The organism is Pseudomonas sp. UBA6562 (assembly GCF_002434265.1).
Taxonomy (GTDB): domain Bacteria; phylum Pseudomonadota; class Gammaproteobacteria; order Pseudomonadales; family Pseudomonadaceae; genus Aquipseudomonas.
In genome coordinates, this window is record NZ_DJJS01000001.1 from 90,074 (window position 1) to 116,591 (window position 26,518).

The 26,518-nt window shown below is 65.1% G+C and carries 24 protein-coding genes; 9 read left to right on the forward strand and 15 right to left on the reverse strand.

The features are described 5' to 3' along the window. Positions 1-61: 61 nt before the first annotated feature. A complete protein-coding gene (locus tag B4M43_RS00475; RefSeq protein ID WP_296263080.1) occupies positions 62-409 on the forward strand; it encodes a hypothetical protein in 348 nt (115 codons plus the stop codon). Positions 410-434: 25 nt separating this feature from the next. Here B4M43_RS00475 and B4M43_RS00480 read toward each other — a convergent pair whose 3' ends face one another. Continuing rightward, positions 435-1,241 carry an AraC family transcriptional regulator gene (locus B4M43_RS00480; protein WP_414707798.1) on the reverse strand — a complete coding sequence of 269 codons (807 nt, stop codon included), beginning with the start codon at positions 1,239-1,241 and terminating at the stop codon, positions 435-437. 255 nt (positions 1,242-1,496) lie between these two features. Here B4M43_RS00480 and B4M43_RS00485 point away from each other — a divergent pair, with 255 nt between their 5' ends. After that, the gene (locus B4M43_RS00485) at positions 1,497-2,405 is read left to right on the forward strand and encodes a hypothetical protein (protein WP_296263084.1); all 909 of its coding nucleotides are present in this window, start codon (positions 1,497-1,499) and stop codon (positions 2,403-2,405) included. A gap of 166 nt (positions 2,406-2,571) precedes the next feature. Here the strand turns inward: B4M43_RS00485 and B4M43_RS00490 are convergent, their stop codons facing one another. From B4M43_RS00490 to B4M43_RS00530, 9 genes are all read right to left on the reverse strand, one after another. After that, positions 2,572-3,540 (reverse strand): peptide ABC transporter ATP-binding protein, encoded by a 969-nt coding sequence (locus B4M43_RS00490; protein ID WP_296263086.1) that lies wholly within the window; start codon positions 3,538-3,540, stop codon positions 2,572-2,574. Continuing rightward, positions 3,540-4,508: an ABC transporter ATP-binding protein gene (locus tag B4M43_RS00495; RefSeq protein WP_296263087.1), complete on the reverse strand. Its 969-nt coding sequence runs from the start codon at positions 4,506-4,508 to the stop codon at positions 3,540-3,542. Before B4M43_RS00495 ends, B4M43_RS00490 begins: the two co-directional genes overlap by 1 nt. Positions 4,509-4,518: 10 nt before the next feature. After that, a complete protein-coding gene (locus B4M43_RS00500; protein ID WP_414707803.1) occupies positions 4,519-5,421 on the reverse strand; it encodes an ABC transporter permease subunit in 903 nt (300 codons plus the stop codon). A gap of 33 nt (positions 5,422-5,454) precedes the next feature. Then, positions 5,455-6,465 (reverse strand): ABC transporter permease subunit, encoded by a 1,011-nt coding sequence (locus tag B4M43_RS00505; protein WP_296263091.1) that lies wholly within the window; start codon positions 6,463-6,465, stop codon positions 5,455-5,457. A gap of 91 nt (positions 6,466-6,556) precedes the next feature. After that, on the reverse strand, positions 6,557-8,152 hold the full coding sequence (locus B4M43_RS00510; protein ID WP_296263094.1) for an ABC transporter substrate-binding protein: 1,596 nt from the start codon (positions 8,150-8,152) through the stop codon (positions 6,557-6,559). Positions 8,153-8,218: 66 nt separating this feature from the next. Next, positions 8,219-9,592, reverse strand: a complete 1,374-nt coding sequence (locus tag B4M43_RS00515) for an OprD family porin (protein ID WP_296263096.1) — start codon at positions 9,590-9,592, stop codon at positions 8,219-8,221. A gap of 163 nt (positions 9,593-9,755) precedes the next feature. Then, positions 9,756-11,348, reverse strand: a complete 1,593-nt coding sequence (locus B4M43_RS00520; protein ID WP_296263098.1) for an ABC transporter substrate-binding protein — start codon at positions 11,346-11,348, stop codon at positions 9,756-9,758. Positions 11,349-11,411: 63 nt separating this feature from the next. Continuing rightward, a complete protein-coding gene (locus B4M43_RS00525) occupies positions 11,412-13,034 on the reverse strand; it encodes an ABC transporter substrate-binding protein (RefSeq protein ID WP_296263101.1) in 1,623 nt (540 codons plus the stop codon). Between the two features lie 324 nt (positions 13,035-13,358). Further along, positions 13,359-14,084, reverse strand: a complete 726-nt coding sequence (locus B4M43_RS00530) for an SIMPL domain-containing protein (protein WP_296263102.1) — start codon at positions 14,082-14,084, stop codon at positions 13,359-13,361. Positions 14,085-14,287: 203 nt separating this feature from the next. Between B4M43_RS00530 and B4M43_RS00535 the strand changes: the two genes are divergently transcribed. The 4 genes from B4M43_RS00535 (at position 14,288) to B4M43_RS00550 (ending at position 18,586) form a co-directional block, all read left to right on the forward strand. Further along, entirely contained in the window at positions 14,288-15,547 is a 1,260-nt protein-coding gene (locus B4M43_RS00535) for an ATP-binding protein (RefSeq protein WP_296263104.1), read from the forward strand. Then, positions 15,544-16,104, forward strand: coding sequence for a response regulator transcription factor (locus tag B4M43_RS00540; protein ID WP_296263107.1), 561 nt, complete (start codon positions 15,544-15,546; stop codon positions 16,102-16,104). Before B4M43_RS00535 ends, B4M43_RS00540 begins: the two co-directional genes overlap by 4 nt. A gap of 124 nt (positions 16,105-16,228) precedes the next feature. After that, the gene (locus tag B4M43_RS00545) at positions 16,229-17,170 is read left to right on the forward strand and encodes an AEC family transporter (protein WP_296263108.1); all 942 of its coding nucleotides are present in this window, start codon (positions 16,229-16,231) and stop codon (positions 17,168-17,170) included. Positions 17,171-17,224: 54 nt separating this feature from the next. After that, positions 17,225-18,586, forward strand: a complete 1,362-nt coding sequence (locus tag B4M43_RS00550; protein ID WP_296263110.1) for an amino acid permease — start codon at positions 17,225-17,227, stop codon at positions 18,584-18,586. A 23-nt stretch (positions 18,587-18,609) separates the two neighbouring features. Here B4M43_RS00550 and B4M43_RS00555 read toward each other — a convergent pair whose 3' ends face one another. From B4M43_RS00555 to gatC, 5 genes are all read right to left on the reverse strand, one after another. Continuing rightward, positions 18,610-19,635: a calcium/sodium antiporter gene (locus tag B4M43_RS00555; RefSeq protein ID WP_414707804.1), complete on the reverse strand. Its 1,026-nt coding sequence runs from the start codon at positions 19,633-19,635 to the stop codon at positions 18,610-18,612. A 77-nt stretch (positions 19,636-19,712) separates the two neighbouring features. Beyond that, on the reverse strand, positions 19,713-20,084 hold the full coding sequence (locus B4M43_RS00560; protein WP_296263111.1) for a septal ring lytic transglycosylase RlpA family protein: 372 nt from the start codon (positions 20,082-20,084) through the stop codon (positions 19,713-19,715). A gap of 97 nt (positions 20,085-20,181) precedes the next feature. Next, positions 20,182-21,627 (reverse strand): Asp-tRNA(Asn)/Glu-tRNA(Gln) amidotransferase subunit GatB, encoded by a 1,446-nt coding sequence (gene gatB, locus B4M43_RS00565; protein ID WP_296263113.1) that lies wholly within the window; start codon positions 21,625-21,627, stop codon positions 20,182-20,184. Between the two features lie 11 nt (positions 21,628-21,638). Then, complete coding sequence (gene gatA, locus B4M43_RS00570) at positions 21,639-23,090, reverse strand: Asp-tRNA(Asn)/Glu-tRNA(Gln) amidotransferase subunit GatA (RefSeq protein ID WP_296263115.1); 1,452 nt, start codon at positions 23,088-23,090, stop codon at positions 21,639-21,641. Positions 23,091-23,105: 15 nt separating this feature from the next. Beyond that, positions 23,106-23,393 (reverse strand): Asp-tRNA(Asn)/Glu-tRNA(Gln) amidotransferase subunit GatC, encoded by a 288-nt coding sequence (gene gatC, locus B4M43_RS00575; RefSeq protein ID WP_296263117.1) that lies wholly within the window; start codon positions 23,391-23,393, stop codon positions 23,106-23,108. A 205-nt stretch (positions 23,394-23,598) separates the two neighbouring features. On the opposite strand from gatC, the gene mreB reads away from it, so the two are divergent. The 3 genes from mreB (at position 23,599) to mreD (ending at position 26,404) form a co-directional block, all read left to right on the forward strand. After that, a complete protein-coding gene (mreB, locus tag B4M43_RS00580; protein WP_296263119.1) occupies positions 23,599-24,636 on the forward strand; it encodes a rod shape-determining protein MreB in 1,038 nt (345 codons plus the stop codon). Between the two features lie 212 nt (positions 24,637-24,848). Continuing rightward, positions 24,849-25,916: a rod shape-determining protein MreC gene (gene mreC / locus B4M43_RS00585; RefSeq protein WP_414707805.1), complete on the forward strand. Its 1,068-nt coding sequence runs from the start codon at positions 24,849-24,851 to the stop codon at positions 25,914-25,916. Continuing rightward, the gene (mreD, locus tag B4M43_RS00590) at positions 25,916-26,404 is read left to right on the forward strand and encodes a rod shape-determining protein MreD (RefSeq protein ID WP_296263121.1); all 489 of its coding nucleotides are present in this window, start codon (positions 25,916-25,918) and stop codon (positions 26,402-26,404) included. The genes mreC and mreD overlap by 1 nt, the downstream gene beginning before the upstream one ends. The last annotated feature ends 114 nt before the right edge of the window (positions 26,405-26,518 follow it).

Here is a 26,518-nt window from a genome sequence, read left to right on the forward strand (position 1 = left end):
AAAACCTGCTCACCCCGCCAGTTCGCACATTGTGGCGCCCCCTGGTTACAAGAAACCGCCATTGCCCAAGCCGCGTCCCAAACCCGCCCCGACGGCGACCAAACCTCTGATCGAGGCGCTCAAACGCTTGGAACAACTAGGGTCTTTGGCAGGGTCGGTGCTGGCAGTGCTGGGTGTGGGGAGCTATACATGGCCCTATGTTCAAAAGCTTATACCCGATGCGCAACTACAGCCCGACGACAGCATCGTCTTCCCCGATCAAAGCGTGCTGAGTCCGGACGGCGTCATCGAATACCCCGATGAAGGGTTGCTGTATCCGGACGGGCTCTTCGTCTTCAAAGACGGTACTCAAGTGCAAGGCAAGATCACGGCTGATGGAGAAGTCGTCTTCCCCGACGCCATGACCTGATCGACCGCCATCCACTGAGCGCGCTTCAGTCGAAGCGTGCTCCTTGTTGGCAAAGGTACGCTTTGGGCGAAAGCCCCGTCCGTTCTCGGAAGCATTTGTAGAAGGCCGAGAGCGAGTTGAACCCTGCAGCGAAGGCCAATTCGTCGATACGCGCGCCGCTCGAATCCGTCTCCAGTTGCCCCAGCAGATGTTGCAAGCGCGCCTGGTTGACGTAGCGGTAGAAGCTCTGCCCCAGCACCTGGTTGAGCAGGTAGGAAATCTGATTGCGGCTGTAGCCGCTTTCGCTGGCCACCCGTTGCAGATCCAATTCGGGATCCAGGTAGGGGCGGCGACGCTGGAAGTACTGTTCCAGATCTTGGGCCATGGTGCTCAACTGGCGTGGCGACAACCCCAAGCGGCTCGTGGCCGGGCGGGCTTGCCGGTTGCCGCGGCTGGCGAGCGCCTCGCGCACCAGGGTCGCGTATTCGTTCACCTGGCAGATCAGCCCGTCGCTGACGGTGATGACCTCGCTGGACTGGAAGGTGACCAGCCCTTCGCCCCCCTGCACCGTCACCTCGTACTGGATGAACGCCTTGCAGCCGTCCACGCGAATCCGATCGCTGTGCACGATGTCTTCCCCGGCGTGGTGGGGCAGGCAGACCTTCACGTAGTCGCGCAGTTGGACGTAGTCGAGCACACGGTTCTGAAAATAGTCGTGGTAGCGCACCTGCGGGTGATAGAGCGCCATCACAGCGTCTAGGTCGCGGTGTTTCCAGCTCAGGTGATAGCGCATGACCACGTCTGCCGTCAGCGGCGTTTGCTCAGGGCCATCGCGAAGAAGGGGGGCAGTCATGACGCGATAGTGCATCGCCGCACCAGCGCCGACAAGCCTGGTGAGCCTGTGTGCGTCCAGTTGCCGCAGCGACCCTGCAATACGCCCACTCCATTTGGATAGCTTCGGGCGTTTCGCACGATCCTAGGAAATAAATTTTCTGTAAGTCTTTGATTTAATTGAAAGTCATTTTTGGTCATATCTGGCACGCAGGCTGCACTGTCCCCTTATGCAAGCCCCACAAAAGTTTTGCTCACCTTCATAAGGCGCCGAGTCATGATAACCACTGCCGATCTGCCAACCGCTGTCTCCGAGGCCCCGAACCGCTCGGGCGTATCCTGGGCCGCTATCTTCGCCGGTGCTGCTGCCGCAGCGTCCTTGTCACTCATCCTTGTCGTACTGGGAACCGGTTTAGGTTTCGCCGCGACCTCGCCTTGGGAAAACGAAGGCGCCAGCGCACAAGCGTTGGGTATCTCGACCATCGTATGGTTGCTGGTGACGCAGATCATCGCCTCGGGTGCGGGCGGTTACCTCGCCGGTCGTCTGCGGGTGAAGTGGGCCAACCTGCATGGCGACGAGGTGTATTTCCGTGATACCGCGCATGGCTTCCTGTCGTGGGCCGTTTCGGTGCTGGTTGCTGGCGTGCTGATCGTCAGCGCTGCCGGTAACGTGATCGGTGCAGGCGCCAAAGCCGGTGCCAGCGTAGTAGCGGGTGCAGGCGCCGCCGCTGCTGCCACCGCCGATGGCTCGTCGAACAATGCCGACCCTATGGGCTACTTCGTCGACGGTCTGTTCCGTAGCGATGCACCTGCAAGCGTGAGCGAAGATGCCGCCAACGGCGTCGCCACCCGCATCCTGGCCCGCGGCATCGCCCAAGGCGGCAGCCTGGAGCCGGCCGACCGTACCTACCTCGCGCAACTGGTCGCCCAACGCACCCGTCTGACCCAGCCTGAAGCCGAAGCCCGTGTCGACCAGGTCCTGGCTCAAGTGCAACAAGCCAAGGTCGAAGCCCAACAAGCCGCCGACACCGCGACCAAGGTCGCTGCCTGGACCGCGCTGTGGACCTTCGTCGCCCTGCTGTGCGGCGCCTTCTTCGCCAGCCTCGCCGCGCTGTTCGGTGGCCGTCGTCGTGACCGCGTGGTCTACGTCGAAGACACCTACGCCACTACCCGTACCGTTCGTTAAGACGACTCATCAAGGAGATTCACCATGCGTTCATTGCTGCTTTGGTTCCTCGGGATCCCAATTCCAATCATCATCCTGATCGCCATCTTCGTGCACTGAGTCGAAGAGCGTCGAACGAAGAAGGGGCCGCAATCGCGGCCCCTTTTTCGTGTCGACGTTTCAAGCGTCAGAGGAACTGCTCGGCGTAGTGGCAAGCCACCTGCCGGGTATGCACCGGGCGCAGCACAGGCACTTCGTTGACGCAGCGTTCGGTGGCATAGGGGCAGCGCTTGTGGAAGGTGCAGCCGCTGGGCGGGTTCAAGGGATTGGGCAGTTCGCCGCTGATGCGCAGCTTGGGCTTGGCCGGGTCGGGGTGGATGGTCGGAGTGGCTGACAATAGCGCTTGAGTGTAGGGATGCAGCGGCTTGTCGTAGAGGTCGGTCTTCGGCCCGATCTCCACCGGTTTGCCGAGGTACATCACCAGGACGTCATCGGCCACATGGCGCACCACGGCCAGGTTGTGCGAGATGAAGACGTAGGCGGTGTCGAATTTCTGCTGCAAATCCATGAACAGGTTGAGTACCTGGGCCTGGATCGACACGTCGAGCGCCGAGGTCGGCTCGTCGGCCACCAGCACTTTGGGTTGTAGCATCATCGCCCGGGCCAGGGCGATGCGCTGGCGCTGGCCGCCGGAGAACATGTGTGGGTAGCGCTGGTAGTGCTCGGGGCGCAGGCCTACCTGCTCCATCATCGCCTGCACCCGTGCACGGCGCTCGGCTTTGCTCAGGGACGTGTTGATCAGCAGCGGCTCGGCCAATTGGTCGCCGATCTTCTGCCGCGGATTGAGCGAGGCATAGGGGCTTTGGAACACCATCTGCACGTCGCGGCGCAATTGCTTGCGTTCGGCCTTGCCAGCGCCGGCCACTTCCACGCCGTCGATCTGCAGGGAGCCGGCGCTGGGCTCTTCGATCAGGGTCAGGGCGCGGGCCAGGGTGGACTTGCCGCAGCCGGATTCGCCCACCACGGCCAGGGTCTTGCCGGCTTCGAGTTCGAAGGAAACGCCATTGAGCGCCTGGACCACGGCCGTGCCCTTGAACAGGCCACGGGACACGCTGTAGTGACGGGTCAGGTCGCGAGCGGTGAGAACGACGGCCATCACGCCACCTCCTGGTTCAATGGGTGCAAGCAACGCGCCAGACTATGCGCCTTGGGCTCGAGGGGTGGGCGCTGTTGGCGGCAGTCGTCCTGCACGTACGGGCAGCGCGGCGACAGCAGGCAGCCGTGGGGGCGGTCGTAGCGGCCGGGCACGATGCCGGGCAGGGTGGCCAGGCGTTCGGCGCCCAGGCTGTGCTCGGGGATCGCCGCCAGCAACGCCTCGCTGTAGGGGTGGGCCGGCAGGTCGAAGAGTGTCGGGACCTGGCCCAGTTCGACGGCCTGGCCGGCGTACATCACGCACACCCGGCGCGCGGTTTCGGCGACCACGGCCAGGTCATGGGTGATGAGGATCAGCGCCATGTCCTGCTCCTTCTGCAAGGCCACCAGCAGTTCCATGATCTGCGCCTGGATGGTCACGTCGAGCGCGGTGGTCGGCTCGTCGGCGATCAGCAGGCGCGGCTCGCCGGCGATCGCCATGGCGATCGCCACACGCTGGCTCATGCCGCCCGACAGTTGGTGCGGGTAGGCGTCCAGGCGGCTCTCGGGGGCGGGAATCTCGACCTTGCGCAGCAGCTCCAGGGCGCGCTGGCGTGCCGCACGGCCCTTCAGACCCAGGTGCTGGCGCAGCACCTCTTCGATCTGGTAACCCACCGTGTAGCTCGGGTTGAGCGCGGTCATCGGGTCCTGGAAGATCATCGCGATGTCTTTGCCGACCACCTTGCGCCGTTGCCGGCGGCTCAGGGTCAGCATGTCGCTGCCATTGAAATTCAGGGTGTCGGCGGTGATGCGCCCGGGCGCATCGATCAGGCCCATCAGCGCCATCATGGTCACCGACTTGCCCGACCCCGATTCGCCGACGATGGCCAGGATCTCGCCGGCCTCCACCGACAGGTCGAGGCCATCGACTACGGGTACTGCATGGGCGTCGCCGAAGCGCACGTTCAGGTTGTTGATCGTCAACAGGGACATGGCGTTCTCCTCAGGCGGCGTTCTTGAGTTTCGGGTCCAGCGCGTCGCGCAGGCCGTCGCCCATCAGGTTGATTGCCAGCACGCTGAGCAGGATGGTCAGCCCGGGCAGGCTCACCACCCACCAGGCGCGTTCGATGTAGTCGCGGGCCGAGGCCAGCATGGTGCCCCACTCGGGCGTCGGCGGTTGCACGCCCAGGCCGAGGAAGCCCAGCGCGGCGGCATCGAGAATCGCCGAAGAGAAGCTCAAGGTGGCCTGCACGATCAGCGGCGCCATGCAGTTGGGCAACACGGTCACGAACATCAGCCGCGGCAGGCCGGCACCGGCCAGGCGTGCGGCCGTGACATAGTCGCGGTTCAGCTCGCTCATCACCGCCGCGCGGGTCAGGCGCACATAGGAGGGCAGGGACACGATGGCGATGGCGATCACCGTGTTGATCAGCCCAGGGCCAAGGATGGCGACGATGGCCACCGCCAGCAGCAGCGACGGCAGGGCCAGCATCACGTCCATCAGGCGCATGATCGCCGGGCCCAGGATGCGCGGGAAGAAGCCGGCCAACAGGCCCATGAGGATGCCCGGAATCAGCGACAGCACCACCGACGACAGGCCGATCAGCAGCGACAGGCGCGCGCCCTGGATCAGCCGCGAGAGCAGGTCGCGGCCCAGTTCGTCGGTGCCGAACACGAAGCGCCAGGTGCCGCCGTCGAGCCATACCGGCGGGGTGAGCAGAAAGTCGCGGTACTGCTCGCTGGGGTTGTGCGGCGCCACCCAGGGGGCGAACAGGGCGCAGAACACCACCAGGCACATGAAGAACAGCCCGGCCACCGCGCCCTTGTTGCGCGAGAAGGCGTGCCAGAACTCCTTGTAGGGGGAGGGGTAGAGCAGGCTTTGGTCCACCGGCTGGGCGGCGGCCATGGGTTTGAGCGTAGGCGTGGTCATGGCGAGTCCTCAGCGCTGATGGCGGATGCGTGGGTTGACCAGGCCGTAGAGGATGTCCACGACGAAGTTGACCAGGATCACCAGGCAGGCGATCAGCAGAATGCCGTTCTGCACCACGGGGTAGTCCCGCGCGCCGATGGCCTCGATCAGCCATTTGCCGATGCCCGGCCAGGAAAAGATGCTTTCGGTCAGCACGGCCCCGGCCAGCAACGCGCCGACTTGCAGGCCGAACACCGTCAGCACCGGGATCAGCGCGTTGCGCAGGCCGTGGATGAACACCACCCGCGCCGGCGACAGGCCCTTGGCACGGGCGGTGCGGATGTAGTCTTCGCGCAGCACTTCGAGCATCGAGGAGCGGGTCATGCGCGCGATCACCGCCAGGGGAATGGTGCCCAGTACGATGGCCGGCAGGATAAGGTGCATCACTGCATCCTTGAACGCGCCTTCCTCGCCGCTGAGCAGGGTGTCGATGAGCATGAAGCCGGTCACCGGCTCCACGTCGAACAGCACGTCGTTGCGCCCCGACACCGGTGTCCAGCCCAGGCTGACCGAGAAGAACATGATCAGCACCAGGCCCCACCAGAAGATCGGCATGGAATAGCCCGCCAGCGAAATGCCCATCACCCCGTGGTCGAACAGCGACCCGCGTTTGAGCGCGGCGATCACCCCGGCCAGCAGGCCGACGACCCCGGCGAACAGCAAGGCGGCGCCGGCCAGCTCCAGGGTGGCGGGAAACAGGGTGGTGAATTCGCTCCACACGCTTTCGCGGCTGCGCAGCGATTCGCCCAGGTCGCCGTGGGCGAGTTTGCCGATGTAGTCCAGGTACTGCGCCGGCAGCGGCTTGTTCAAGCCCAGGCGCTCCATGGCCTGGGCGTGCATCTCGGGGTCGACCCGGCGTTCGCCCATCATCACCTCGACCGGGTCACCGGGAATCAGGCGGATGAGGGCGAAGGTCAGCAGGGTGATGCCGAAGAAGGTCGGGATCAGCAGGCCCAGGCGGCGGGCAATGAAACTCAGCATGGATGTCGATACCTCTTCAGGCCGTGCGACGGTCAGCCGGCACGGCAGGTGCCGCCGGCTGCCTGTCGGTGCCGGCGATCGTTGTTCTGAACTACTTCACCTGGGTGGTGGCGAAGTTGTTGTTGGTCAGCGGGCTGGGTTGGAAGCCCTCGACGTTCCGGCGCATGGCGGTGAACACCTTGGGGTGGGCGATGTTCAACCACGGCCGGGCCTCATCGTACACCGTCAGCGCTTGCTCATAGAGTTTGCCGCGCGCCGCAGGTTCGATGATTTCCCGTGCCTGGTCGATGAGTGTCTGGAAGCGCGGGTCGCACCAGCGGGCGTAGTTCTCGCCGCTCTTGGCCCCTTCGCAGCCCAGCAGGGGGGTGAGGAAGTTGTCCGGGTCGCCGTTGTCGCCCGCCCAGCCGCTGGCCAGCAGGTCGTGTTCGCCGCGTTTGCCGCGACGCAACATCTCGGCCCACTCCATCACGCGGATGTCGACCACCAGACCGACTTTGGCCAAGTCCGCTTGCAGCAGTTCGGCCGACAGGCGCGGGTTGGGGTTGCTCGGGCCGCCGCCGTTGCGGGTGAACAGGGTCAGCACCGTGCCGGTCGGCACACCGGCTTCCTGCAACAGGGCGCGGGCCTGCTCGGGGTCGTAGGGCGGGTTGCGCAGGTCGCTATTGAAACCCAGCACCGTGGGCGGGAAGGGGTTGGTCGCCTCCAGCGCGTTGCCAGGGCCGAACAATTGCTCGACGTGGGTGCGCCGGTCGAAGGCCAGGTTGATGGCCTTGCGCACGCGCGCGTCCTTGAGGAAAGGGTGCTGGGTGTTGAGGGCGATGTAGCTGGTGACCAGGGTTTCGATCGAGGCCACCTTCAACTGCGGGTCGGCCTCGATGCTCGGTACGTCGTCGGGCTTGGGGTACAGCGCCACCTGGCACTCGTTGGCGCGCAGCTTTTGCAGGCGCACGTTGTTGTCGGGGGTGATGACGAACACCAGGGTGTCGGCCGGCGGCGCGCCGAGGAAGTAGTCGGGGTGCGCGGTGTAGCGGATCTGCGCGTCCTTGCGGTAGCGCTGGAACACGAACGGGCCGGTGCCGACTGGCTTGCTGTTGAGTTCGGCGGTCTTGCCTGCGGCCAGCAGTTGGTCGGCGTATTCGGCGGAGTAGATCGAGGTGAAGCCCATGGCCAGGTCGTGCAGGAACGGCGCTTCGCGGCGTTTGAGGGTGAAGACCACGGTATAGGGGTCGGTCTTTTCCACCGAACGGATCAACTGGCTGAAGGCCATGCTTTCGAAATAGGGGAAGCCCACGCTGGCCTTGTCGTGCCAGGGGTGCTTGGGGTCGAGCTGGCGCTGGAAGCTCCACAGCACGTCGTCGGCATTGAATTCGCGGGTGGGGGTGAAATAGGCGGTGCGGTGGAACTGCACCCCGCGGCGCAGGTGGAAGGTGTAGACCAGGCCGTCGTCGCTGACCGTCCAGCGTTCGGCGAGCGAGGGTTGCAGTTCGGTGCTGCCGGACACGAAGTCGACCAGGCGGTTGAACAGGGTCTGGGCGGCGGCATCGAAGGTCACGGCGGTGGTGTACTGCGCCACGTCGAAGCCCTCGGGGCTCGCTTCGGTGCAGACCACCAGGGGCTTGGCCAGCGCCTGGCCGGCCAGGCCCAGGCACAGCGACAGCAAGGCGGCGTTGAGTGCGGGCGTTTTCATGCGATCTCCTGAGCGATCGTTGCAGGATAGCTGCCATGGCGCGGCAGGGCGCCATGGCAGTGGCTGTCAAAGGATGTTGAACGGTACGGTGGTGACCACGCGGAACTCGTTCAGGCTGCCATCGCCTTGGTTCTTGCTGGCGCGGTGGGTGGTATAGGTGGCGCGGATCGCCGTGTCCTTCAGCGGGCCGCTCTGGATCGCATAGCTGGTGCCGATGCCGTACTCATAGTGGGTTTCGCCTTGCAACCCGGCCACGTCGTAGCCGGTGCCGCGGTAATGGGTGCCGTCGATGCCCCAGCCGCGCGCGTTGTACACGTTGAACTTGAGCCCCGGTACGCCGAAGGGCGCCATGTTCAGCACGTACGAGAGCTGCAGGGATTTCTCGTTGGGCCCGTTGAAGTCCGACAGCAGCGAGTTGGCCAGGAAGATGCCGTTGGTTTCGTGCAGGTAGTCGAAATACTCGTTGCCGTTGACCTGCTGCCAGGCCACCTGAACGGTATGCGCCTGGTGGGTGAGGGCCAGGGACAGGCTGTAGGTGTCGTTGTCGATTTCGCCGAGTTTGCGCTGGCCGGTGTCGCGGGTCTTGTAGTAGTTGAGGCCGGTCGACAGGCTCAGCGTGTCGCTGTCGCCCAGTTCGTGCACCGCGCCGAAGTAGTACTGGTTCCAGAAGTCGTCGACCTTGGACGCGTATAGGCTGGTGGTCAAGCTCGCCAGCGGCTGGTAGTTGAAGCCGAACATGCTCACCCGGTCGGTTTCAACGCCCGTGGCGCCGTACTCGCTGCGGAACTTGCTCAGGCTCTGTTCGGTACGCGGCGAGACGCGGTCGAAGGTGCCGGCATCGAAGCTCAGGGTGTCGAACTCGGCGCTGTGCAGGCTGGCCCCCTGGAAGCTCGACGGCAGGGCGCGGTTGCCGATGTAGGCCATCACCGGCGTATCCACCGTGTGGCGCCCGACGGTCAGGGTGGTATTGGAGAGGCGCGCCTTGAGGTTGCCCAAGCCCAGCTTGCTCCATTGCGCGATCACGTCGCCGTCGCTGTGGGTCAGGGTGCGGTTGTTGGGGCCGGCCACTTTCTCGCGGTCTTGCAGCAGGGCCACGGCGTTGTAGCCGGCGGCCTCTACCGCGAAACCCAGCGTGCCCTGGGTGAAGCCCGAGCTGTAGTTGAGGATGGTGCCTTGCAGCCAGTTTTCCCGGCTGTGGCTGTCGTGGCGCGTGCCATCGGCCTTGTAGTAGCGCCATAGCGGCCCGCGCGCGGCGGTTTCGCGGGCGTACCAGTTGCGCGTGGTGCCGGACAGGCTTTGCCCTTCGACGAAGCCGGGTGCCTGCTCCTGTGCGGAGGCCGCGCGTTGCAGGGGGATGAACGCCTGGCTGACCGCTTCGGCCAGGGCCGCTTCGCTGAAGCTGCCCAAGGCTAAAGCCGCGGCAAGGTAGGGTGTTTTCATGGTGCATGCTCCTTTCTAGTTATGGCCCGCGTTGGCGCGGGTGGGGGTGTCGCACAGGGGGTTCACACTGCGTGTCGCTCGGCCAGGCGCAGGGCCACAGGCGAATGCCGGACGCACACGGCCACGGGAGTGCCAGAAGCGCTCCCGGGCTATACGGATAGGGTTATTCGGTGCTGACGCCGGAGAAGGTGTTACGGCCGAACGGGCTGACCTTGAAGCCGCTCACCGTGGCGCGCAGCGGCTGGCTCACCGTCGAGTGCGCCACCGGAGTGATCGGCACCTGCTGCTTGAGCCGCTGCTGCGCCTGCTGGTAGAGCACGCTGCGCTCGGCCGGGTCGGTAATGCGCTTGGCTTGGGTCACCAGGGCGTCATAGGGCTGGTCGCACCACCGCGCATAATTGTTGCTGCCGATGGCGGCGCAGCCGAAGAGGGTGCCGAGCCAGTTGTCAGGATCGCCGTTGTCGCCGGTCCAGCCGACCAAGGCGATGTCGTGTTCGCCCTGCTTGAGGCGCTTCAGGTATTCGCCCCATTCGTAGCTGACGATGCGCACCTTCAAGCCCAGCTTTTCCCAGTCGGCCTGCAGCATCTGCGCCATGAGCTTGGCGTTGGGGTTGTAGGGGCGCTGCACGGGCATGGCCCAGAGGGTGATCTCGGTGCCTTGCGCGATCCCGGCCTGCTTGAGCAGCGCCTTGGCCTTTTCTGGGTCGAAGGGGGCGTCCTCGATGCGGGTGTCGTACGACCATTGGGTCGGCGGCATGGCGTTGACCGCGATCTGCCCGGCCTCCTGGTACACCGCGTCGATGATCGCGCGCTTGTTCACCGCCATGTCCAGGGCCTGGCGCACCGCCAACTGGTCGAAGGGCGCGCGGTGGGTGTTGTAGGCGATGTAGCCGAGGTTGAAGCCGGCCTGTTGCAAGACCTCGATGGCCGGGTCGGCTTTGAGCGCAGGCAGGTCGGCCGGGCGCGGGTTGAGGGTGACCTGGCATTCGTTGCGGCGCAGTTTCTGCACCCGCACCGAGGGGTCGGTATTGATGGAGAACACCAGGGTGTCGACCTTGACCTCGTCCGGCGCCCAGTAGGCGGGGTTGGCGCGGTAGCGGATCTGCGCGTCCTTCTGGTAGCGCTGGAAGACGAACGGCCCGGTGCCGATCGGCTGCTGGTTGATGTCGCTGGGGCGCCCCTCGGCCAGCAGGTGCTCGGCGTATTCGGCGGAGAGGATCGAGGCGAAGGCCATGGCCAGGTTCTGGACAAATGCGGCGTCGACCTCGGCCAGGTGGAAGGTCACGCTCAACGGGCCGTTCTTTTCTACCTTGAGCAGGTTCTTGTCGAAACCCATGCTGACGAAGTAGGGGAATTCGGCGGGGTAGGCCAGGCGAAACGGATGCTGGCGATCGAGCATGCGCTGGAAGGTGAACAGCACGTCGTCGGCGTTGAAGTCGCGGCTGGGGGTGAAGGCCTTGTTGCTGTGCACCTTGACCCCTTCGCGCAATTGGAAGGTGTAGCGCAGGCCGTCTTCGGACACCTGCCAGGCCGTTGCCAGGGCAGGGTGCACGGCCGTGCCGCCGCGCTCGAATTCGACCAGGCGGTTGTAGATCGGCGTGCTGGCGTCACTGTCGGTGGCGCTGGTGTACTGCGCGATGTCGAACCCTGCCGGGCTGGCTTCGGCGCAGAACACCAGGCTCTTGGCCAGGGTGGTGGGGGTGTGACTCAGCAACCCGGCGCCGAGCAGGGCGCAGAGCAGGAAGGGGATACGCATGGCAACTCCTTGTAGCGGTGCGTGGCCCTTCCTTGGGCATGCGGTTCGACTGGATAGCGCGGGTTATTTCACGCTGACGCCATAGAACGAGTTGAGCGAGAACGGGCTGATCTTGAAGCCCTCGACGTTCCTGCGCATCGGTTGGTACACGGTGGAGTGGGCGATCGGCGTTATCGGCACCTGCTCCTTGATGATGCGCTGCGCCTGCCTGTACAGCTCGCTGCGCTGCTCGTGGTCGGTGGTGGCTTTGGCCTGCTTGATCAGGGCGTCATAGGGCTTGTAGCACCACTTGGAGAAGTTGTTGCCCTCCAGCGCGTCGCAGCCGAACAGGGTGCCGAGCCAGTTGTCCGGGTCGCCGTTGTCGCCGCTCCAGCCGATCAGCATGGCGCCGTTCTCGCCGCCCTTGGAGCGCTTGATGTACTCGCCCCATTCGTAGCTGACGATCTTGGCCTTGATACCGATCTTGGCCCAGTCGGCCTGCAGCATCTCGGCCATCAGCTTGGCGTTGGGGTTGTAGGGGCGTTGCACGGGCATGGCCCAAAGGGTGATTTCGGTGCCTTCCTTGATGCCGGCTTCCTTGAGCAGGGCCTTGGCCTTTTCCGGATCGTAGGGCACGTCCTTGATGCTGGTGTCGTACGACCATTGCGTCGGCGGCATGGCGTTGACCGCCAGTTGCCCGGCGCCCTGATACACGGACTCGATGATCTGCCCCTTGTTCACCGCCATGTCCAGCGCCTGGCGCACCTTGAGCTGGGCCATGGGGTTGGGCTGGTCGCTGCCCTTGATCTTGTCCATGACGTTGTAGGCGATGTAGCCCAGGTTGTAGCCGGCCTGCTCGGGCATCTGCAGGTTGGGGTCCTTCTTCAGCTCGGCGATGTCGGCCGGGCGTGGGAAGAGGGTGACCTGGCATTCGTTCTTGCGCAGCTTCTGCATGCGCACCGAGGGGTCGGTGGTGATGGCGAAGATCAAGTTGTCGATCTTCACGTCTTCGGGTTTCCAGTAGTCCTTGTTGCCTTTGTAGCGGATCAGGGCGTCTTTCTGGTACTTGCCGAACACGAACGGGCCGGTGCCGATGGGTTTCTGGTTGATCTCGGCGGGCTTGCCCTTTTTCAGTAGTTGCTCGGCGTATTCGGCCGACTGCACCGAGGCGAAGCTCATGGCCAGGTTCTGGATGAACGCGGCATCCACCTGGTTGAGGGTGAAGCGCACGGTGTGCGGGTCGATTTTTTCGATGCTGGCGATGTTCTTGTCCATGCCCATGTCGGTGAAGTACGGGAACTCGGACGGGTAGGCTTTGCGGAACGGGTGGTTGCGGTCGAGCATGCGGTTGAAGGTGAACAGCACGTCGTCGGCATCGAAGGCGCGGCTGGGCTTGAAGTAGTCGGTGGTGTGGAACTTGACGTTTTCGCGCAGGTGGAAGGTGTACGCCTTGCCGTCTTCGGACACCTCCCAGCGCTCGGCCAGGCCAGGAATCACCTCGGTGCCGCCGCGCTCGAACTGGGTCAGGCGGTTGAACAGGGGTTCGGCCGAGGCATCGAAATCCGTGCCGGTGGTGTATTGGCCGGGGTCGAAGCCGGCTGGGCTGCCTTCGGAGCAGAACACCAGGTTGGACGCGGCGTGGGCGTGCACGCTGCCGAGCAGGAAGCCTGCTCCGATCAGAAGAGGGAGAACCGCGGTTTTGAGCATGTTGGCCTCATTCTTGTACTTTTTCGAGTGAGATGGCCTCGTGAGCCGACCCAGGGATACTTGTCCAGGGTAGGGGGCATTGCAACGCTCGAAAGGGGAATGAAGGCGAAAAAGTAGAACGAACGTACATCGATGTCGCATCGATGTAAGTTGCTTTTAATTATCGTGATTTGCGGGGGTGTTGAACGCCTGATCGGCGGTTTTCGCGATTTTTCAAATAATCAGAAAGATAGTAATTCGATGTAGGAAGTTGCCCAAAAGCATGAAGGAATACTTACCTTAGAGACTGAACCGAGGCGCCTTGCGCGCCTCGGTTCCCTGCCGTCACTGCCCTTGCGGCATCTGAATCTCGATCATGCCGTCGGCATTCATGCTCACTTCGCTGGTGCCCGCCTCGACGTCCGGCGACGGCGCCGCTTCGTCGGTGCTCATGGCCTTCATCGCCATCGGTGCGCTGCGCAGGTAAGGGCGTGGGTAGCCGCTGCTGTTGAGGTTGAGGTTGACCACTTTGTAGCCCGAGCCGCCCAGGGCTTCGGTGGCCAGTTGCGCGCGGGCCTTGAAGGCATCGACCGCTTCCTTGAGCAAGGCGTCTTCGCTGGTCTTGCGTGTGGCCGGGGCGATGGAGAAGTCCATGCCGCCCATCTTCAGGTCTTGCAGCAGCTCGCCGGTGAGCTTGGACAGGGCCGGGAAGTCGGCGCTTTCCAGGCGCAGTTCGGCGCGCTCGCGCCAGCCGTTGATCTTCTGGCCCTTGTTGTCGTAGACCGGATAGCTGTTGCGGCTGCCCTGGCTGATCTTCACGTCCTTGACGGTGCGCGCCTGCTGCACGGCCTTGTTCATCACGTCGGTGACCTGCTTGGCGAGCTTGCCGGGGTCGTTGTCCTGGGCTTCGGTGTAGAGGGTAACGACCATCAGGTCGCGGGCGACTTCCTTGCTCACTTCGGCGCGCAGCGAAACCTGGTTGTAGCGCGGCTCGTCGGCGGCCAGCGCCGACAGACTGGCGAGCAGGCCGGAGGCGATGAGCACGGCGGCACTGCGACGGGGAATGGTCATATGAAGCTCCTTGGCGGTGAAGGCATCTGGGTGCGGGTGGTACTGTTTCCCGCATGGCCATCAGACCGGGCGCGGCGAATGCGGTTCAAAGGCGCCCCATCGGGCTTGTGTCAAAGTGTGGCGCTTTGCCGCATCGCTTCAGCGAAGTGGGCCGCTTGGGTATACTTCGTGGGTTTTTTCCGCTTTCACCATCAGGAGAGCGCATGCTCGCCGCCCCACCTCCGTTGTCCGCCACCCGCTTGAACCTCTGGCGCCTGACCGTCATCCGCGTGCTGGTGCTCGCCGCCCAGGCAGGCTCGGTGGGCGTCGCCTACTGGACCGAACTGCTGCCGCTGCCCTGGCTGTCGCTGGTACTGACCCTGGTGCTGTCGTCGATCCTCTGCGCCTTCACCGCCTTGCGCCTGCGCCTGTCGCTGCCGGTCACCGAGCTCGAATACGCGCTGCAACTGGCCTGCGACCTGCTGATCCACAGCGCGCTGCTGTACTACTCGGGCGGTTCGACCAACCCCTTCGTGTCGTATTACCTGGTGCCGCTGGCCATCGCCGCGGTGACCTTGCCGTGGATCTATTCGCTGGTGCTCTCGGGCATCGCCCTGGCCGCCTACAGCTTGCTGCTGGTGCAGTTCTACCCGCTGGAAAGCATGCCCATGGCGCGCGACACCATGCAGGTCTACGGCATGTGGCTGAGCATCGCCTTGGCGGCGGCGGTGATCACCTTCTTCGCCGCGCGCATGGCCGAGGAGCTGCGCAACGCCGAGCAACTGCGCGCCGAGCGCCGCGAAGACAGCCTGCGCGACGAACAACTGCTGGCCGTCGCCACCCAGGCCGCCGGCGCCGCGCACGAGCTGGGCACGCCGCTGGCAACCATGAGCGTGCTGCTCAACGAGATGCGCCAGGACCACACCGACCCGCAGTTGCAGGAAGACCTGATCGTGCTGCAGGACCAGGTGCAGTCGTGCAAGCACAGTCTGCAGCAACTGGTGCGCGCGGCCGAGGCCAACCGGCGCATGGCCATCGTCGAGCAGGACGTCACCGCCTGGCTGGACGAGGCGCTGAACCGCTGGCACCTGATGCGTCCGGAAACCAGCTATCGTTTCCAGCGTCTGCGCGACGGCGAGGTGCCGCAGCTGTCGCCACCACCCGATCTGACCCAGGCTCTGCTGAACCTGCTGAACAATGCCGCCGATGCCTGCCCGGACAACCTCGAAGTGCAGCTGGACTGGAACGAGCAGGACATTCTGATCAGCATCCGCGATCATGGCCCAGGCGTGCCACCGGCCATCGCCGAAGCCATCGGCAAGCCTTTCATCACCACCAAGGGCAAGGGCTTCGGCCTCGGCCTGTTCCTGAGCAAGGCCAGCGTGACCCGTGCCGGCGGCTCGGTGAAACTCTACAGCCATGACCAGGGCGGCACCCTGACCGAATTGCGCCTGCCCTACGGCGCGCCAGGAGAACAACGATGAGCGAAGAAATCCAGGTCGAAGGCGAAGAACTGCCCCACCTGCTGCTGGTGGACGACGATGCCACCTTCACCCGTGTGATGGCCCGCGCCATGGGCCGCCGCGGTTTTCGCGTCAGCACCGCGGCCTCGGCCGAAGAAGGCTACGAGTTGGCCAAGCGCGACCTGCCCGACTACGCCACCCTCGACCTGAAGATGGAAGGCGACTCGGGCCTGGTGCTGCTGCCCAAGCTGTTGGAGCTGGACCCGGACATGCGCGTGGTGCTGCTGACCGGCTACTCCAGCATCGCCACGGCCGTGGAAGCCATCAAGCGCGGCGCTTGCAACTACCTGTGCAAACCGGCCGACGCAGACGACGTGCTGGCGGCGCTGCTGTCCGAGCACGCCAACCTCGACACCCTGGTGCCGGACAACCCGATGTCGGTCGACCGTTTGCAGTGGGAGCACATCCAGCGCGTGCTGGCCGAGCACGAAGGCAACATTTCCGCCACCGCCCGCGCCTTGGGCATGCACCGCCGCACCTTGCAGCGCAAGCTGCAGAAGCGCCCCGTACGGCGCTGAGCACTGGATGCTTTTCAAGGCAGTTTCGTAGGAAACTGCCTTTTCTTAGGGGTAAAAAACCTCAATCCCTGAGCACTGGCGTATCATCGACGCCCTGACCGCACCGCCCAGGACACCCCCGTACATGCTCGCCCTGCTGATCCAGACCCTGAACGTCACGGCGCCCGTATTCGCCATGCTGTTCCTCGGTGTGCTGCTCAAACGCATCCACGTCATCGACGACAACTTCAACCGGGTGGCCTCCAACCTGGTGTTCAACGTCTGCATGCCGGCGTTGCTGTTCCTCGGCATCTACCACGCCGACCTGTCGTCGGCCTTCCGCCCCGGTCTGATCGGCTTTTTCGTGGTGGCCACGGTGCTGGGTTTCGCCTTGTGCTGGGGGGTGGCGATCTGGCGTTGTCCGCCGCACGAGCGCGGCGTCTACACCCAGGGCGCGTTTCGCGGCAACAACGGTGTCATCGGCCTGGCCCTGGCGGCCAGCCTGTACGGCGATGTCGGCGTCTCGCTGGGCGCGGTATTGGCCGGGGTGGTGATCCTGTTCTACAACAGCCTGTCGGCGGTGGTGCTGGCGGTGTACAGCCCCAGCCTCAAGTCCGACCCCTGGAGCCTGTGCAAGAGCCTGGCGCGCAACCCGCTGATCCTCAGCGTGGTCATCGCCACGCCCATGGCCTACGCCCAGGTACCGTTGCCCAACTGGCTGCTGACCTCCGGCGACTACCTGGCGCAGATGAGCCTGCCCCTGGCGCTGATCTGCATCGGCGGCACCCTGTCGCTGGCGGCGCTGCGCGACAGCGGCCGGCTGGCCATGCACGCCAGCCTGATGAAGATGGTCTGGCTGCCGCTGCTCGGCACCCTGGGCGCCTGGCTGTGCGGCTTCCGCGGCGCCGAGCTGGGCATCCTCTTCCTCTATGTGGCCAGCCCCACGGCGGCGGCCAGCTACGTCATGGCCCGCGCGGCCGACGGCAACCACGAGCTGGCGGCTTCGATCATCGTCATCACCACGTTGATGGCGGCGATCACCACCAACATCGGCATTTTCGTCTTGCAGTGGGGCGGATGGATCTAGATGCTCCCTGCCGTCTACCTTCCCGCCACTGCCTTCTGAGCCAAAGGACACCTCATGCACGAGCAGAACACGCCCGATCCGCTGCAGCGCGGGTTGAAGAACCGCCATATCCAGCTGATCGCCCTGGGCGGGGCGATCGGCACCGGCCTGTTCCTGGGCATCGCCCAGACCATCCAGCTGGCCGGCCCGTCGGTGCTGCTGGGCTATGCCATCGCCGGCCTGATGGCGTTCCTGATCATGCGCCAGCTGGGCGAGATGGTGGTGGAAGAGCCGGTCGCCGGCAGCTTCAGCCATTTCGCGCACCGCTACTGGAGCGAATTCGCAGGCTTCGTTTCGGGCTGGAACTACTGGGTGGTGTACGTGCTGGTGGGCATGGCCGAGCTGACCGCCGTGGGCATCTACATCAAATACTGGTGGCCGGACTTCCCCACCTGGGCCACGGCGGCGATCTTCTTCGTGCTGATCAACGCCATCAACCTGACCCAGGTGAAGGTCTACGGCGAGATGGAATTCTGGTTCTCCCTGGTCAAGGTGGCGGCCATCGTCAGCATGATCGGCTTCGGCGTGTGGTTGCTCGGCACCGGCAACGGCGGCCCTGAAGCCAGCGTCGCCAACCTCTGGCAGCACGGCGGCTTCTTCCCCCATGGCGTGACCGGCCTGGTCATGGCCCTGGCGGTGATCATGTTCTCCTTCGGCGGCCTGGAACTGGTGGGCATCACCGCCGCCGAGGCCGACAACCCGCGGGTGAGCATCCCCAAGGCCACCAACCAGGTGGTGTACCGCATCCTGATCTTCTACATCGGCGCCCTGGCGGTGCTGCTGGCGCTCTACCCATGGCAGAAGGTGGTGCAGGGCGGCAGCCCGTTCGTGATGATCTTCCATGAACTGGACAGCGACCTGGTGGCCACGGTGCTCAACGTGGTGGTGCTGACGGCGGCGCTGTCGGTCTACAACAGCTGCGTCTACGCCAACAGCCGCATGCTGTTCGGCCTGGCCAGCCAGGGCGACGCCCCGCGGCCGCTGCTCAAGCTCAACAAACGCGGCGTGCCGCTGGTGGCGCTGGGCATGTCGGCGTTGGCGACCGGCCTGTGCGTGGTGATCAACTACCTCATGCCCGGTGAAGCCTTCGGCCTGCTCATGGCCCTGGCGGTGTCGGCGTTGGTGATCAACTGGGCGAGCATCAGCATCACCCACCTGAAATTCCGCAAGGCCAAGCTGGCCCAGGGGCAGACGCCGTTCTACCGCAGCCTGGGGCACCCGTTCACCAACTACCTGTGTCTGGCCTTCATCGTGGTGATTCTGGTGGTGATGTACCTGACGCCGCCGATCCGCATTTCGGTGCTGCTGATTCCGGCCTGGATCGCGGTGCTGTGGGTGGCCTTCAAACTGAAGAAACTGCGCCAGGCCAAGGCCTGACGCCGGCGCCCGTGCCAGCCGGCTCAGTGCTGGCGGCGCCAGGCGCGTAGGGTGGTGTAGAGCAGGACCGCGCCCAATACCGGCAATACATAGAAGAACATCAAGTGCTCCAAGCGCCCGGCCAGCGGCATGCCGACGGTGAACGTCATGACGTGCAGGCCGTAGGCCACGTACAGGCCCAGCAGCACCAGGCCTTCGGCGCGGGTGATGCGGTAACCCGAATAGAATACCGGCAAGCTCAGCGCCGCCACGCCGAGCATCACCGGCAGGTCGAAGGCCAAGGCGTTGGGCGAGATCGACAGCGGGTCGGGCGTAACCAGTGCCGTCAGCCCCAGTACGCCCAGCAGGTTGAACAGGTTGCTGCCGATCACCGTGCCCACCGCCACCTCGCGCTCGCCGCGCACCGCGGCGACCAGTGCCGCCGCCAGCTCCGGCAAGGAGGTGCATACGGCGACCACGGTCAGCCCGATCACCCTTTCCGACAAGCCCAGGTCGGTCGCCAGTTCGATCGCCGCTTCCAGCACCAGATACCCCGCCAGGCTCAACAGCAGCAGGCCGCCGGCCACTTGCAGCGAAGTCACGCTCCAGAAGCGCGCGCGCCCCACATGCTGGGTGCAGGGCGCGGTGTAGGCGCGGGCGTAGTGGCGCGATTGGCGCCACAGCACCAGCAGGTAAGCGACCAGACCGAGCAGCAGCAGGCTGCCTTCGAGGCGGCCCAGGTAGCCGTTGGCCGCCAGCAGGTAGGCCAGGGCGCTGGCGCCGATCATCAATGGCAGGTCGACCCGCACCAGTTGCCGCGAGACCCGCAGTGGGATGATCAGCGCCGTAAGGCCCAGGATCACCAGGATGTTGAAGATGTTGCTGCCGATCACGCTGCCCACCGCCACGTCGGGCGCACCTTGGTAGGCCGCTTGCAGGCTGACCGTCAATTGCGGAGCGGTACTGCCGAAGGCCACCAGGCTCAGGCCGATGATGAGTGGGCGCACATGCAGGCGGGTGGCCAGGCGTAGGGCGGCGCGCACCAGCAGTTCGGCGCCCAGCACCAGCAGGACCAGGCCTGCGCACAGTTGCAGCAGGCTGAACGGGGGGAGGGTAGCGAGCAGGGAAATGGTCAAGGCTCCACGGGTTAACGGCCCAACCCTTGTACCCGCACGCGTGCTGTTCCGCTACGCAGCATGCCGATTTTTTCCGCCGCGCCGCGCGACAGGTCGATCAGCCGGCCACGGCGGTGCGGGCCGCGGTCGTTGATGCGCACCACCACGCTGCGCTGGTTGGCCAGGTTGGTCACGCGCATGCGGCTGCCGAACGGCAACTCGCGGTGGGCGGCGGTGAGGGCGTACTGGTTGAAGGGTTCGCCGCTGGCGGTGCGCTTGCCTTGATGGCGCGCGCCGTAATAGGACGCCATACCGGTGTCGTTGTAACTACGGGGATCGACGTTGTGGCTGGCGCAGCCGCCTAACAGGACGATGAGCGGCAGAAGAAGTCGTGGGGTGTGCATCGGAGAGGGGCTCCTTGGCGGACGTAGGTGACGCGCTGCGCGCCTGCCCAAGGCAAGCACGCAGCGGTCGCCCGCGTGGGCGGCGGGGCAGCAGCGATCAGCCTTCGAGCTTGGCCTTGAGCAACTGGTTGACCTGGGCCGGGTTGGCCTTGCCTTTGGACGCCTTCATCGCCTGGCCGACGAAGAAGCCGAACATCTTGCCGCGCTTGGCCTCGTCGGCGGCGCGGTACTGTTCGACCTGTTCGGCGTTGGCCGCCAGCATGTCGTCGAGCATGCTTTCGATGGCGCCGCTGTCGGTGACCTGCTTGAGGCCCTTGCTGTCGATGATGGCATCGGCGTCGCCTTCACCGGCAGCCATGGCCTCGAACACGGTCTTGGCGATCTTGCCGCTGATGGTGTTGTCGCGAATGCGCAGCAGCATGCCGCCGAGCTGATCGGCGCTGACCGGCGATTCGTCGATGTCCAGGCCCAGCTTGTTGAGCAGGCTGCCCAATTCGACCATCACCCAGTTGGCCGCGAGCTTGGCGTCGCCGCCGACCTTGGCCACCTGTTCGAAGTAGTCGGCCTGCTCGCGGCTGGCCGCCAGCACGTTGGCATCGTAGGCCGACAGGCCGTACTGGGCCTGGAAGCGCTCGACCTTCTGCGTCGGCAGTTCGGGCAGGGACGCGCGGATGCTGTCGAGCAGCGCCGGCTCGATGACCACCGGCAGCAGGTCGGGGTCGGGGAAGTAACGGTAGTCGTTGGCTTCCTCCTTGCTGCGCATGGAGCGGGTCTCGTCCTTGTTCGGGTCGTACAGGCGGGTTTCCTGGATGACCTTGCCGCCGTCTTCGATCAGCTCGATCTGGCGCTGGATTTCGCTGTTGATGGCGCGCTCGATGAAGCGGAACGAGTTGACGTTCTTGATCTCGCAGCGGGTGCCGAACTCGGTCTGGCCTTTGGGGCGGATCGACACGTTGCAGTCGCAGCGCAGCGAGCCTTCGGCCATGTTGCCGTCGCAGATGCCCAGGTAGCGCACCAGGGCGTGGATGGCCTTGACGTAGGCCACGGCTTCCTTGGCGCTGCGCATGTCCGGTTCGGAGACGATCTCCAGCAGCGGCGTGCCGGCGCGGTTGAGGTCGATGCCGCTGGCGCCGTTGAAGTCTTCATGCAGGCTCTTGCCAGCATCTTCCTCCAGGTGCGCGCGGGTCACGCCGATGCGCTTGACGGTGCCGTCTTCGAGGGCGATGTCCAGGTGGCCCTTGCCGACGATGGGCAGGTCCATCTGGCTGATCTGGTAGCCCTTGGGCAGGTCGGGGTAGAAGTAGTTCTTGCGCGCGAACACGTTGCGCGGCCCGATCTCGGCGTCGATCGCCAGGCCGAACATGCACGCCATGCGCACGGCTTCTTCATTGAGCACCGGCAGCACGCCCGGCATGCCCAGATCGACCAGGCTGGCCTGGGTGTTAGGCTCGGAGCCGAAGGTGGTGGCGCTGCCGGAGAAAATCTTCGACTGGGTCGCGAGCTGGGTATGAATCTCCAGCCCGATCACAACTTCCCATTGCATGTATGAATTCCTCAGAAGCCGTTGGGGGCACGGGTGTGCCAGTCGGTGACCTGCTGGTAGCGATGCGCGACGTTGAGCAGGCGGCCTTCCTGGAAGTACGGGGCCAGCAACTGCACGCCGACCGGCAGGCCGTCGACGAAACCGGCGGGCATGGACAGGCCCGGCAGACCGGCCAGGTTGGCCGTGATGGTGTAGACGTCTTCCAGGTACGCGGCGATCGGATCGTTGCCCTTGGCGCCGAGTTTCCAGGCCAGGTTCGGCGTGGTCGGGCCGAGGATCAGGTCGACGCCTTCGAAGGCGGCCATGAAGTCGTTCTTGATCAGGCGGCGGATCTTCTGCGCCTTGAGGTAGTAGGCGTCGTAGTAGCCGGCCGACAGCGCGTAGGCGCCGACCATGATGCGCCGCTGCACTTCGGGGCCGAAGCCCTCGCCGCGCGAGCGCTTGTACAGGTCGGTCAGGTCCTTGGGGTTGTCGCAGCGGTGGCCGAAGCGCACGCCGTCGAAACGCGACAGGTTCGAGGAGGCCTCGGCCGGGGCGATGACGTAGTACGCGGCGATGGCGTGCTGCACGTTCGGAAGGCTGATGTCCTTGACGACTGCGCCGAGCTTCTTCAACTCGTCGACGGTGGCCTGCACCTGCTCGGCGATGCGCGGGTCGAGGCCGGCGCCGAAGTATTCCTTCGGCAGGCCGATGCGCAGGCCTTCGAGCGGGTGGTTCAGGCTGGCGCTGTAGTCGGGCACCGGCTCGTCGATGGAGGTGGAGTCCTTGGCGTCGAAGCCGGCCATGCCTTGCAGCAGCAGGGCGCAGTCTTCGGCGGTGCGCGCCATCGGGCCGCCCTGGTCGAGGCTGGAGGCATAGGCGATCATGCCCCAGCGCGAGACGCGGCCGTAGGTGGGCTTGAGGCCGGTCAGGCTGGTCAGCGCGGCGGGCTGGCGGATCGAGCCGCCGGTGTCGGTGCCGGTGGCGACCGGAACCAGGCGCGCGGCGACCGCGGCGGCCGAACCGCCCGAGGAGCCGCCGGGCACGTGTTCGAGGTTCCACGGGTTCTTCACGGCGCCGTAGTGGCTCGACTCGTTGGCCGAGCCCATGGCGAACTCGTCCATGTTGGTCTTGCCCAGGGTGACCATGCCGGCCTCGGCCAGTTTGGCGACCACGGTGGCGTCGTAGGGCGCGGTGAAGTTGTCGAGCATCTTCGAGGCGCAGCTGGTGCGCACGCCCTGGGTGCAGAACAGGTCTTTGTGGGCGATCGGTGCACCCAGCAGCGCGCCGTTTTCACCGGCGGCGCGGCGCGCATCGGCGGCACGCGCCTGTTGCAAGGCCAGCTCGTCGGTGACGGTGATGAAGCTGTTGAGCTGCGGGTCGAGCGACCGGATGCGCTGCAGCAGCGCTGCGGTCAGCTCTTCGGAGGAAAACGACTTGTCGGCGAGTCCGCGGGCGATCTCGGCCAGGGTCAAATGGTGCATGGCAGGCTCTATCCCTTACTCGATGACTTTCGGAACCAGGTACAGACCGTTTTCGGTCGCCGGCGCGACGGCCTGGTAACGGTCGCGCTGGTTGTGTTCGGTGACCTGGTCGGCGCGCAGGCGCTGGCTGGCCTCCAGGGGGTGGGCGAGGGGCTCGATACCGTCGGTGTCGACCGACTGCATCTGGTCGACGAGCCCGAGGATGCTGTTCAAGGCGTCGGTGGTGCGTGGCAGTTCGGCTTCATCGAGGCCCAGGCGGGCCAGGTGAGCGATCTTTTCCACGTCGCAGCGTTCAAGCGCCATGGGGTTCTCCAGGACTAGGAAACAAAAAGGAACAATTGCCCGACAGGGAACATGGCGGGCTTTTGATGGTCGAAGGGCCGCGATCTTCTGCTGGCGTGCTCGGAAAAACTGCCAATTTAACATATTGGCTCCTTGCCCAAAATCCCCGCCATTGTTAGAGTTTGCCGCTCTTTTTTACCCACGCTTTCCCCAGGGTCCCTTTCCCATGTTCAAGAAACTGCGTGGCATGTTTTCCAGCGATCTGTCGATCGACCTGGGCACGGCCAACACTCTAATCTACGTGCGTGAGCGCGGTATCGTACTGAATGAACCCTCGGTTGTTGCCATCCGTACCCATGGCAACCAGAAAAGCGTCGTCGCTGTCGGTACCGAAGCCAAGCGCATGCTCGGCCGTACACCTGGCAACATCGCCGCCATCCGCCCCATGAAAGACGGCGTCATCGCCGATTTCAGCGTGTGCGAAAAGATGCTGCAGTACTTCATCAACAAAGTGCACGAAAACAGCTTCCTGCAGCCCAGCCCGCGTGTGCTGATCTGCGTGCCGTGCAAGTCCACCCAGGTTGAGCGCCGCGCCATTCGCGAGTCGGCCCTGGGTGCCGGCGCACGCGAAGTGTTCCTCATCGAAGAGCCCATGGCCGCTGCCATCGGTGCCGGCCTGCCGGTCGAAGAGGCCCGCGGTTCGATGGTCGTCGACATCGGCGGCGGCACCACCGAAATCGCCCTGATCTCGCTGAATGGCGTGGTCTACGCCGAGTCCGTGCGCGTCGGCGGCGATCGCTTCGACGAAGCCATCGTCACCTACGTGCGTCGCAACTACGGCAGCCTGATCGGCGAGTCCACCGCCGAGCGCATCAAGCAGGAAATCGGTACCGCCTACCCCGGTGGCGAAACCCGCGAAGTCGACGTGCGTGGCCGCAACCTGGCCGAAGGCGTGCCGCGTGCCTTCACTCTCAACTCCAACGAAGTGCTCGAAGCGCTGCAGGAGTCCCTGGCGACCATCGTCCAGGCGGTCAAGAGCGCCCTGGAACAGTCCCCGCCGGAGCTGGCTTCCGACATCGCCGAGCGCGGCCTGGTGCTGACCGGTGGCGGCGCACTGCTGCGCGACCTGGACAAGCTGCTGGCCCAGGAAACCGGCCTGCCGGTGATCGTCGCCGAAGACCCGCTGACCTGCGTGGCGCGTGGCGGTGGCCGTGCGCTGGAAATGATGGACAAACACGCGATGGACCTGCTCTCGAGCGAATGACCCGCGTAGGCGCAAGCGTGCCGAAGCCTCTCTCCGCGCTTTACAGGTAGCACCCACAGTGCTACCTGTGTGCGTCGTCTGACGCCGCTCGACGCGTCGTTTCCGTCAACCTGCAACCAGGCTGGTGCGTTGTCCCATGTCCAATGACCTCCTGAGTCGTCCACGAGGAACGGCCCATTAAACCGCTTTTCTCCAAAGGCCCCTCGCTGGGCATCCACCTCCTGGTGCTGGTCGTGCTGTCGGTCGCGCTGATGGTGGTCGACGCGCGTTTCACCGTGCTCAAGCCGGTGCGCAGCCAGATGGGCCTGGTGTTGATGGAGTCGTACTGGGTCACCGACCTGCCGCAGCGCATTTGGCAGGGCGTGGCCGGGCAGTTCGGCAGCCGTACCGAACTGATCGCGGAAAACGAGAAGCTCAAGACCGAAGCCTTGCTGCTCCAGGGGCGGCTGCAGAAGCTCGCGGCCTTGACCGAGCAGAACGTGCGCCTGCGCGAGCTGCTCAACTCCTCGGCGCTGGTCAACGAGAAGGTCGAAGTGGCCGAGCTGATCGGTGTGGACCCCAACCCCTTCACCCACCGCATCCTGATCAACAAGGGCGAGCGCGACGGCGTGTTCCTCGGCCAGCCGGTGCTCGACGCCCGCGGCCTGATGGGCCAGGTGGTCGAGCTGATGCCCTACACCGCGCGGGTGCTGCTGCTGACCGATTCCACCCACAGCATCCCGGTGCAGATCAACCGCAACGGCCTGCGCGCCATCGCCAGCGGCACCGGCAACCCGGAGCGCCTGGAGTTGCGCCATGTCGCCGACACCGCCGACGTCAAGGAAGGCGACCTGCTGGTCAGTTCCGGCATGGGCGAGCGCTTCCCGGCCGGTTACCCGGTGGCCACGGTCAACGAAGTGATCCACGATTCCGGCCAACCGTTCGCCATCGTCCGTGCCATTCCCACCGCCTCGCTGAACCGCAGCCGCTACATGCTGCTCGTGTTCAGCGACAGCCGCACCCCGGAGCAGCGCGCTACCGAAGCGGCCATGGCCCAGGAAGAGGCCGACCGCAAGGGCGCCGCTGGCGGGCAGTCTGCCCCCGCGACGGGGCAGGGCGCCGCCGCGCCGAATACTTCGGCCAGCCCCGCCCAGGGCCAAGGAGCGCAAAGTGGCGCCCCGGCGACCGGCACTTCGCCCGCTACCGTGCCTGCGGCGACACCGTCCACCGCCACGCCTGCCAATGGCACCGCGACGCCTGCGCAATCGCCCGCGTCCGCAGCACAACCCCGGAGGCAATGATGGCTCGTCCGCGTAGCAACTACGGCTGGGTAATCTGGCTGACTTTCGCCGTCGGCCTGCTGCTCAGCGTGTCGCCGATGCCCAATTTCCTCGAAGTGTTCCGCCCTATGTGGCTGGCGATGCTGGTGTCGTTCTGGGCCCTGGCCTTGCCCAACCGGGTCGGCATGACCACCGCCTTCTTTCTGGGCTTGGCCGAGGACGTGCTGTACGGCACGCTGCTGGGCCAGAACGCACTGGTGCTTACGCTCATCACCTTCCTGGTATTGAGCCTGCAACAGCGCATGCGCAATTTTCCCATGTGGCAACAGAGCCTGGTGATCCTGGTGATCTTCGGCATCGCCCAGTTGGTCCAACTGTGGCTCAGCGCCTTGACCGGCAACCGCTTGCCGACCCTGGCGCTGGTCTGGTCGGCGTTCATCAGTGCGGTGCTCTGGCCGTGGCTGAGCTTCGCCCTGCGCGACGTGCGCCGCAGGTTGCGCATCAACTAGCCCGAGCGTGCCGCCAGGACTGGCGGCACGCTGGCCTGGCGCGTGAACGGCGCGCCCAGGCCTACCCAGAAGCAGGCTTTACCCCGGCAACGATCCTGCCGCGGATTCCGTCGC

Excerpts from the sequence above, each read along its gene's own strand:
- B4M43_RS00495 (WP_296263087.1), bottom strand. The coding sequence starts at position 4,508 with ATGTCCCTGTTGACGATCAACAACCTGAACGTGCGCTTCGGCGACGCC.
- B4M43_RS00525 (WP_296263101.1), bottom strand. The coding sequence starts at position 13,034 with ATGCTCAAAACCGCGGTTCTCCCTCTTCTGATCGGAGCAGGCTTCCTG.
- B4M43_RS00505 (WP_296263091.1), bottom strand. The coding sequence starts at position 6,465 with ATGCTGAGTTTCATTGCCCGCCGCCTGGGCCTGCTGATCCCGACCTTC.
- B4M43_RS00490 (WP_296263086.1), bottom strand. The coding sequence starts at position 3,540 with ATGGCCGTCGTTCTCACCGCTCGCGACCTGACCCGTCACTACAGCGTG.
- B4M43_RS00510 (WP_296263094.1), bottom strand. The coding sequence starts at position 8,152 with ATGAAAACGCCCGCACTCAACGCCGCCTTGCTGTCGCTGTGCCTGGGC.
- mreB (WP_296263119.1), top strand. The coding sequence starts at position 23,599 with ATGTTCAAGAAACTGCGTGGCATGTTTTCCAGCGATCTGTCGATCGAC.
- gatB (WP_296263113.1), bottom strand. The coding sequence starts at position 21,627 with ATGCAATGGGAAGTTGTGATCGGGCTGGAGATTCATACCCAGCTCGCG.
- B4M43_RS00545 (WP_296263108.1), top strand. The coding sequence starts at position 16,229 with ATGCTCGCCCTGCTGATCCAGACCCTGAACGTCACGGCGCCCGTATTC.
- B4M43_RS00560 (WP_296263111.1), bottom strand. The coding sequence starts at position 20,084 with ATGCACACCCCACGACTTCTTCTGCCGCTCATCGTCCTGTTAGGCGGC.
- B4M43_RS00515 (WP_296263096.1), bottom strand. The coding sequence starts at position 9,592 with ATGAAAACACCCTACCTTGCCGCGGCTTTAGCCTTGGGCAGCTTCAGC.
- B4M43_RS00550 (WP_296263110.1), top strand. The coding sequence starts at position 17,225 with ATGCACGAGCAGAACACGCCCGATCCGCTGCAGCGCGGGTTGAAGAAC.
- B4M43_RS00530 (WP_296263102.1), bottom strand. The coding sequence starts at position 14,084 with ATGACCATTCCCCGTCGCAGTGCCGCCGTGCTCATCGCCTCCGGCCTG.
- B4M43_RS00535 (WP_296263104.1), top strand. The coding sequence starts at position 14,288 with ATGCTCGCCGCCCCACCTCCGTTGTCCGCCACCCGCTTGAACCTCTGG.
- B4M43_RS00500 (WP_414707803.1), bottom strand. The coding sequence starts at position 5,421 with ATGGCCGCCGCCCAGCCGGTGGACCAAAGCCTGCTCTACCCCTCCCCC.
- B4M43_RS00540 (WP_296263107.1), top strand. The coding sequence starts at position 15,544 with ATGAGCGAAGAAATCCAGGTCGAAGGCGAAGAACTGCCCCACCTGCTG.
- gatC (WP_296263117.1), bottom strand. The coding sequence starts at position 23,393 with ATGGCGCTTGAACGCTGCGACGTGGAAAAGATCGCTCACCTGGCCCGC.
- gatA (WP_296263115.1), bottom strand. The coding sequence starts at position 23,090 with ATGCACCATTTGACCCTGGCCGAGATCGCCCGCGGACTCGCCGACAAG.
- B4M43_RS00485 (WP_296263084.1), top strand. The coding sequence starts at position 1,497 with ATGATAACCACTGCCGATCTGCCAACCGCTGTCTCCGAGGCCCCGAAC.
- mreD (WP_296263121.1), top strand. The coding sequence starts at position 25,916 with ATGGCTCGTCCGCGTAGCAACTACGGCTGGGTAATCTGGCTGACTTTC.
- B4M43_RS00480 (WP_414707798.1), bottom strand. The coding sequence starts at position 1,241 with ATGACTGCCCCCCTTCTTCGCGATGGCCCTGAGCAAACGCCGCTGACG.
- B4M43_RS00520 (WP_296263098.1), bottom strand. The coding sequence starts at position 11,348 with ATGCGTATCCCCTTCCTGCTCTGCGCCCTGCTCGGCGCCGGGTTGCTG.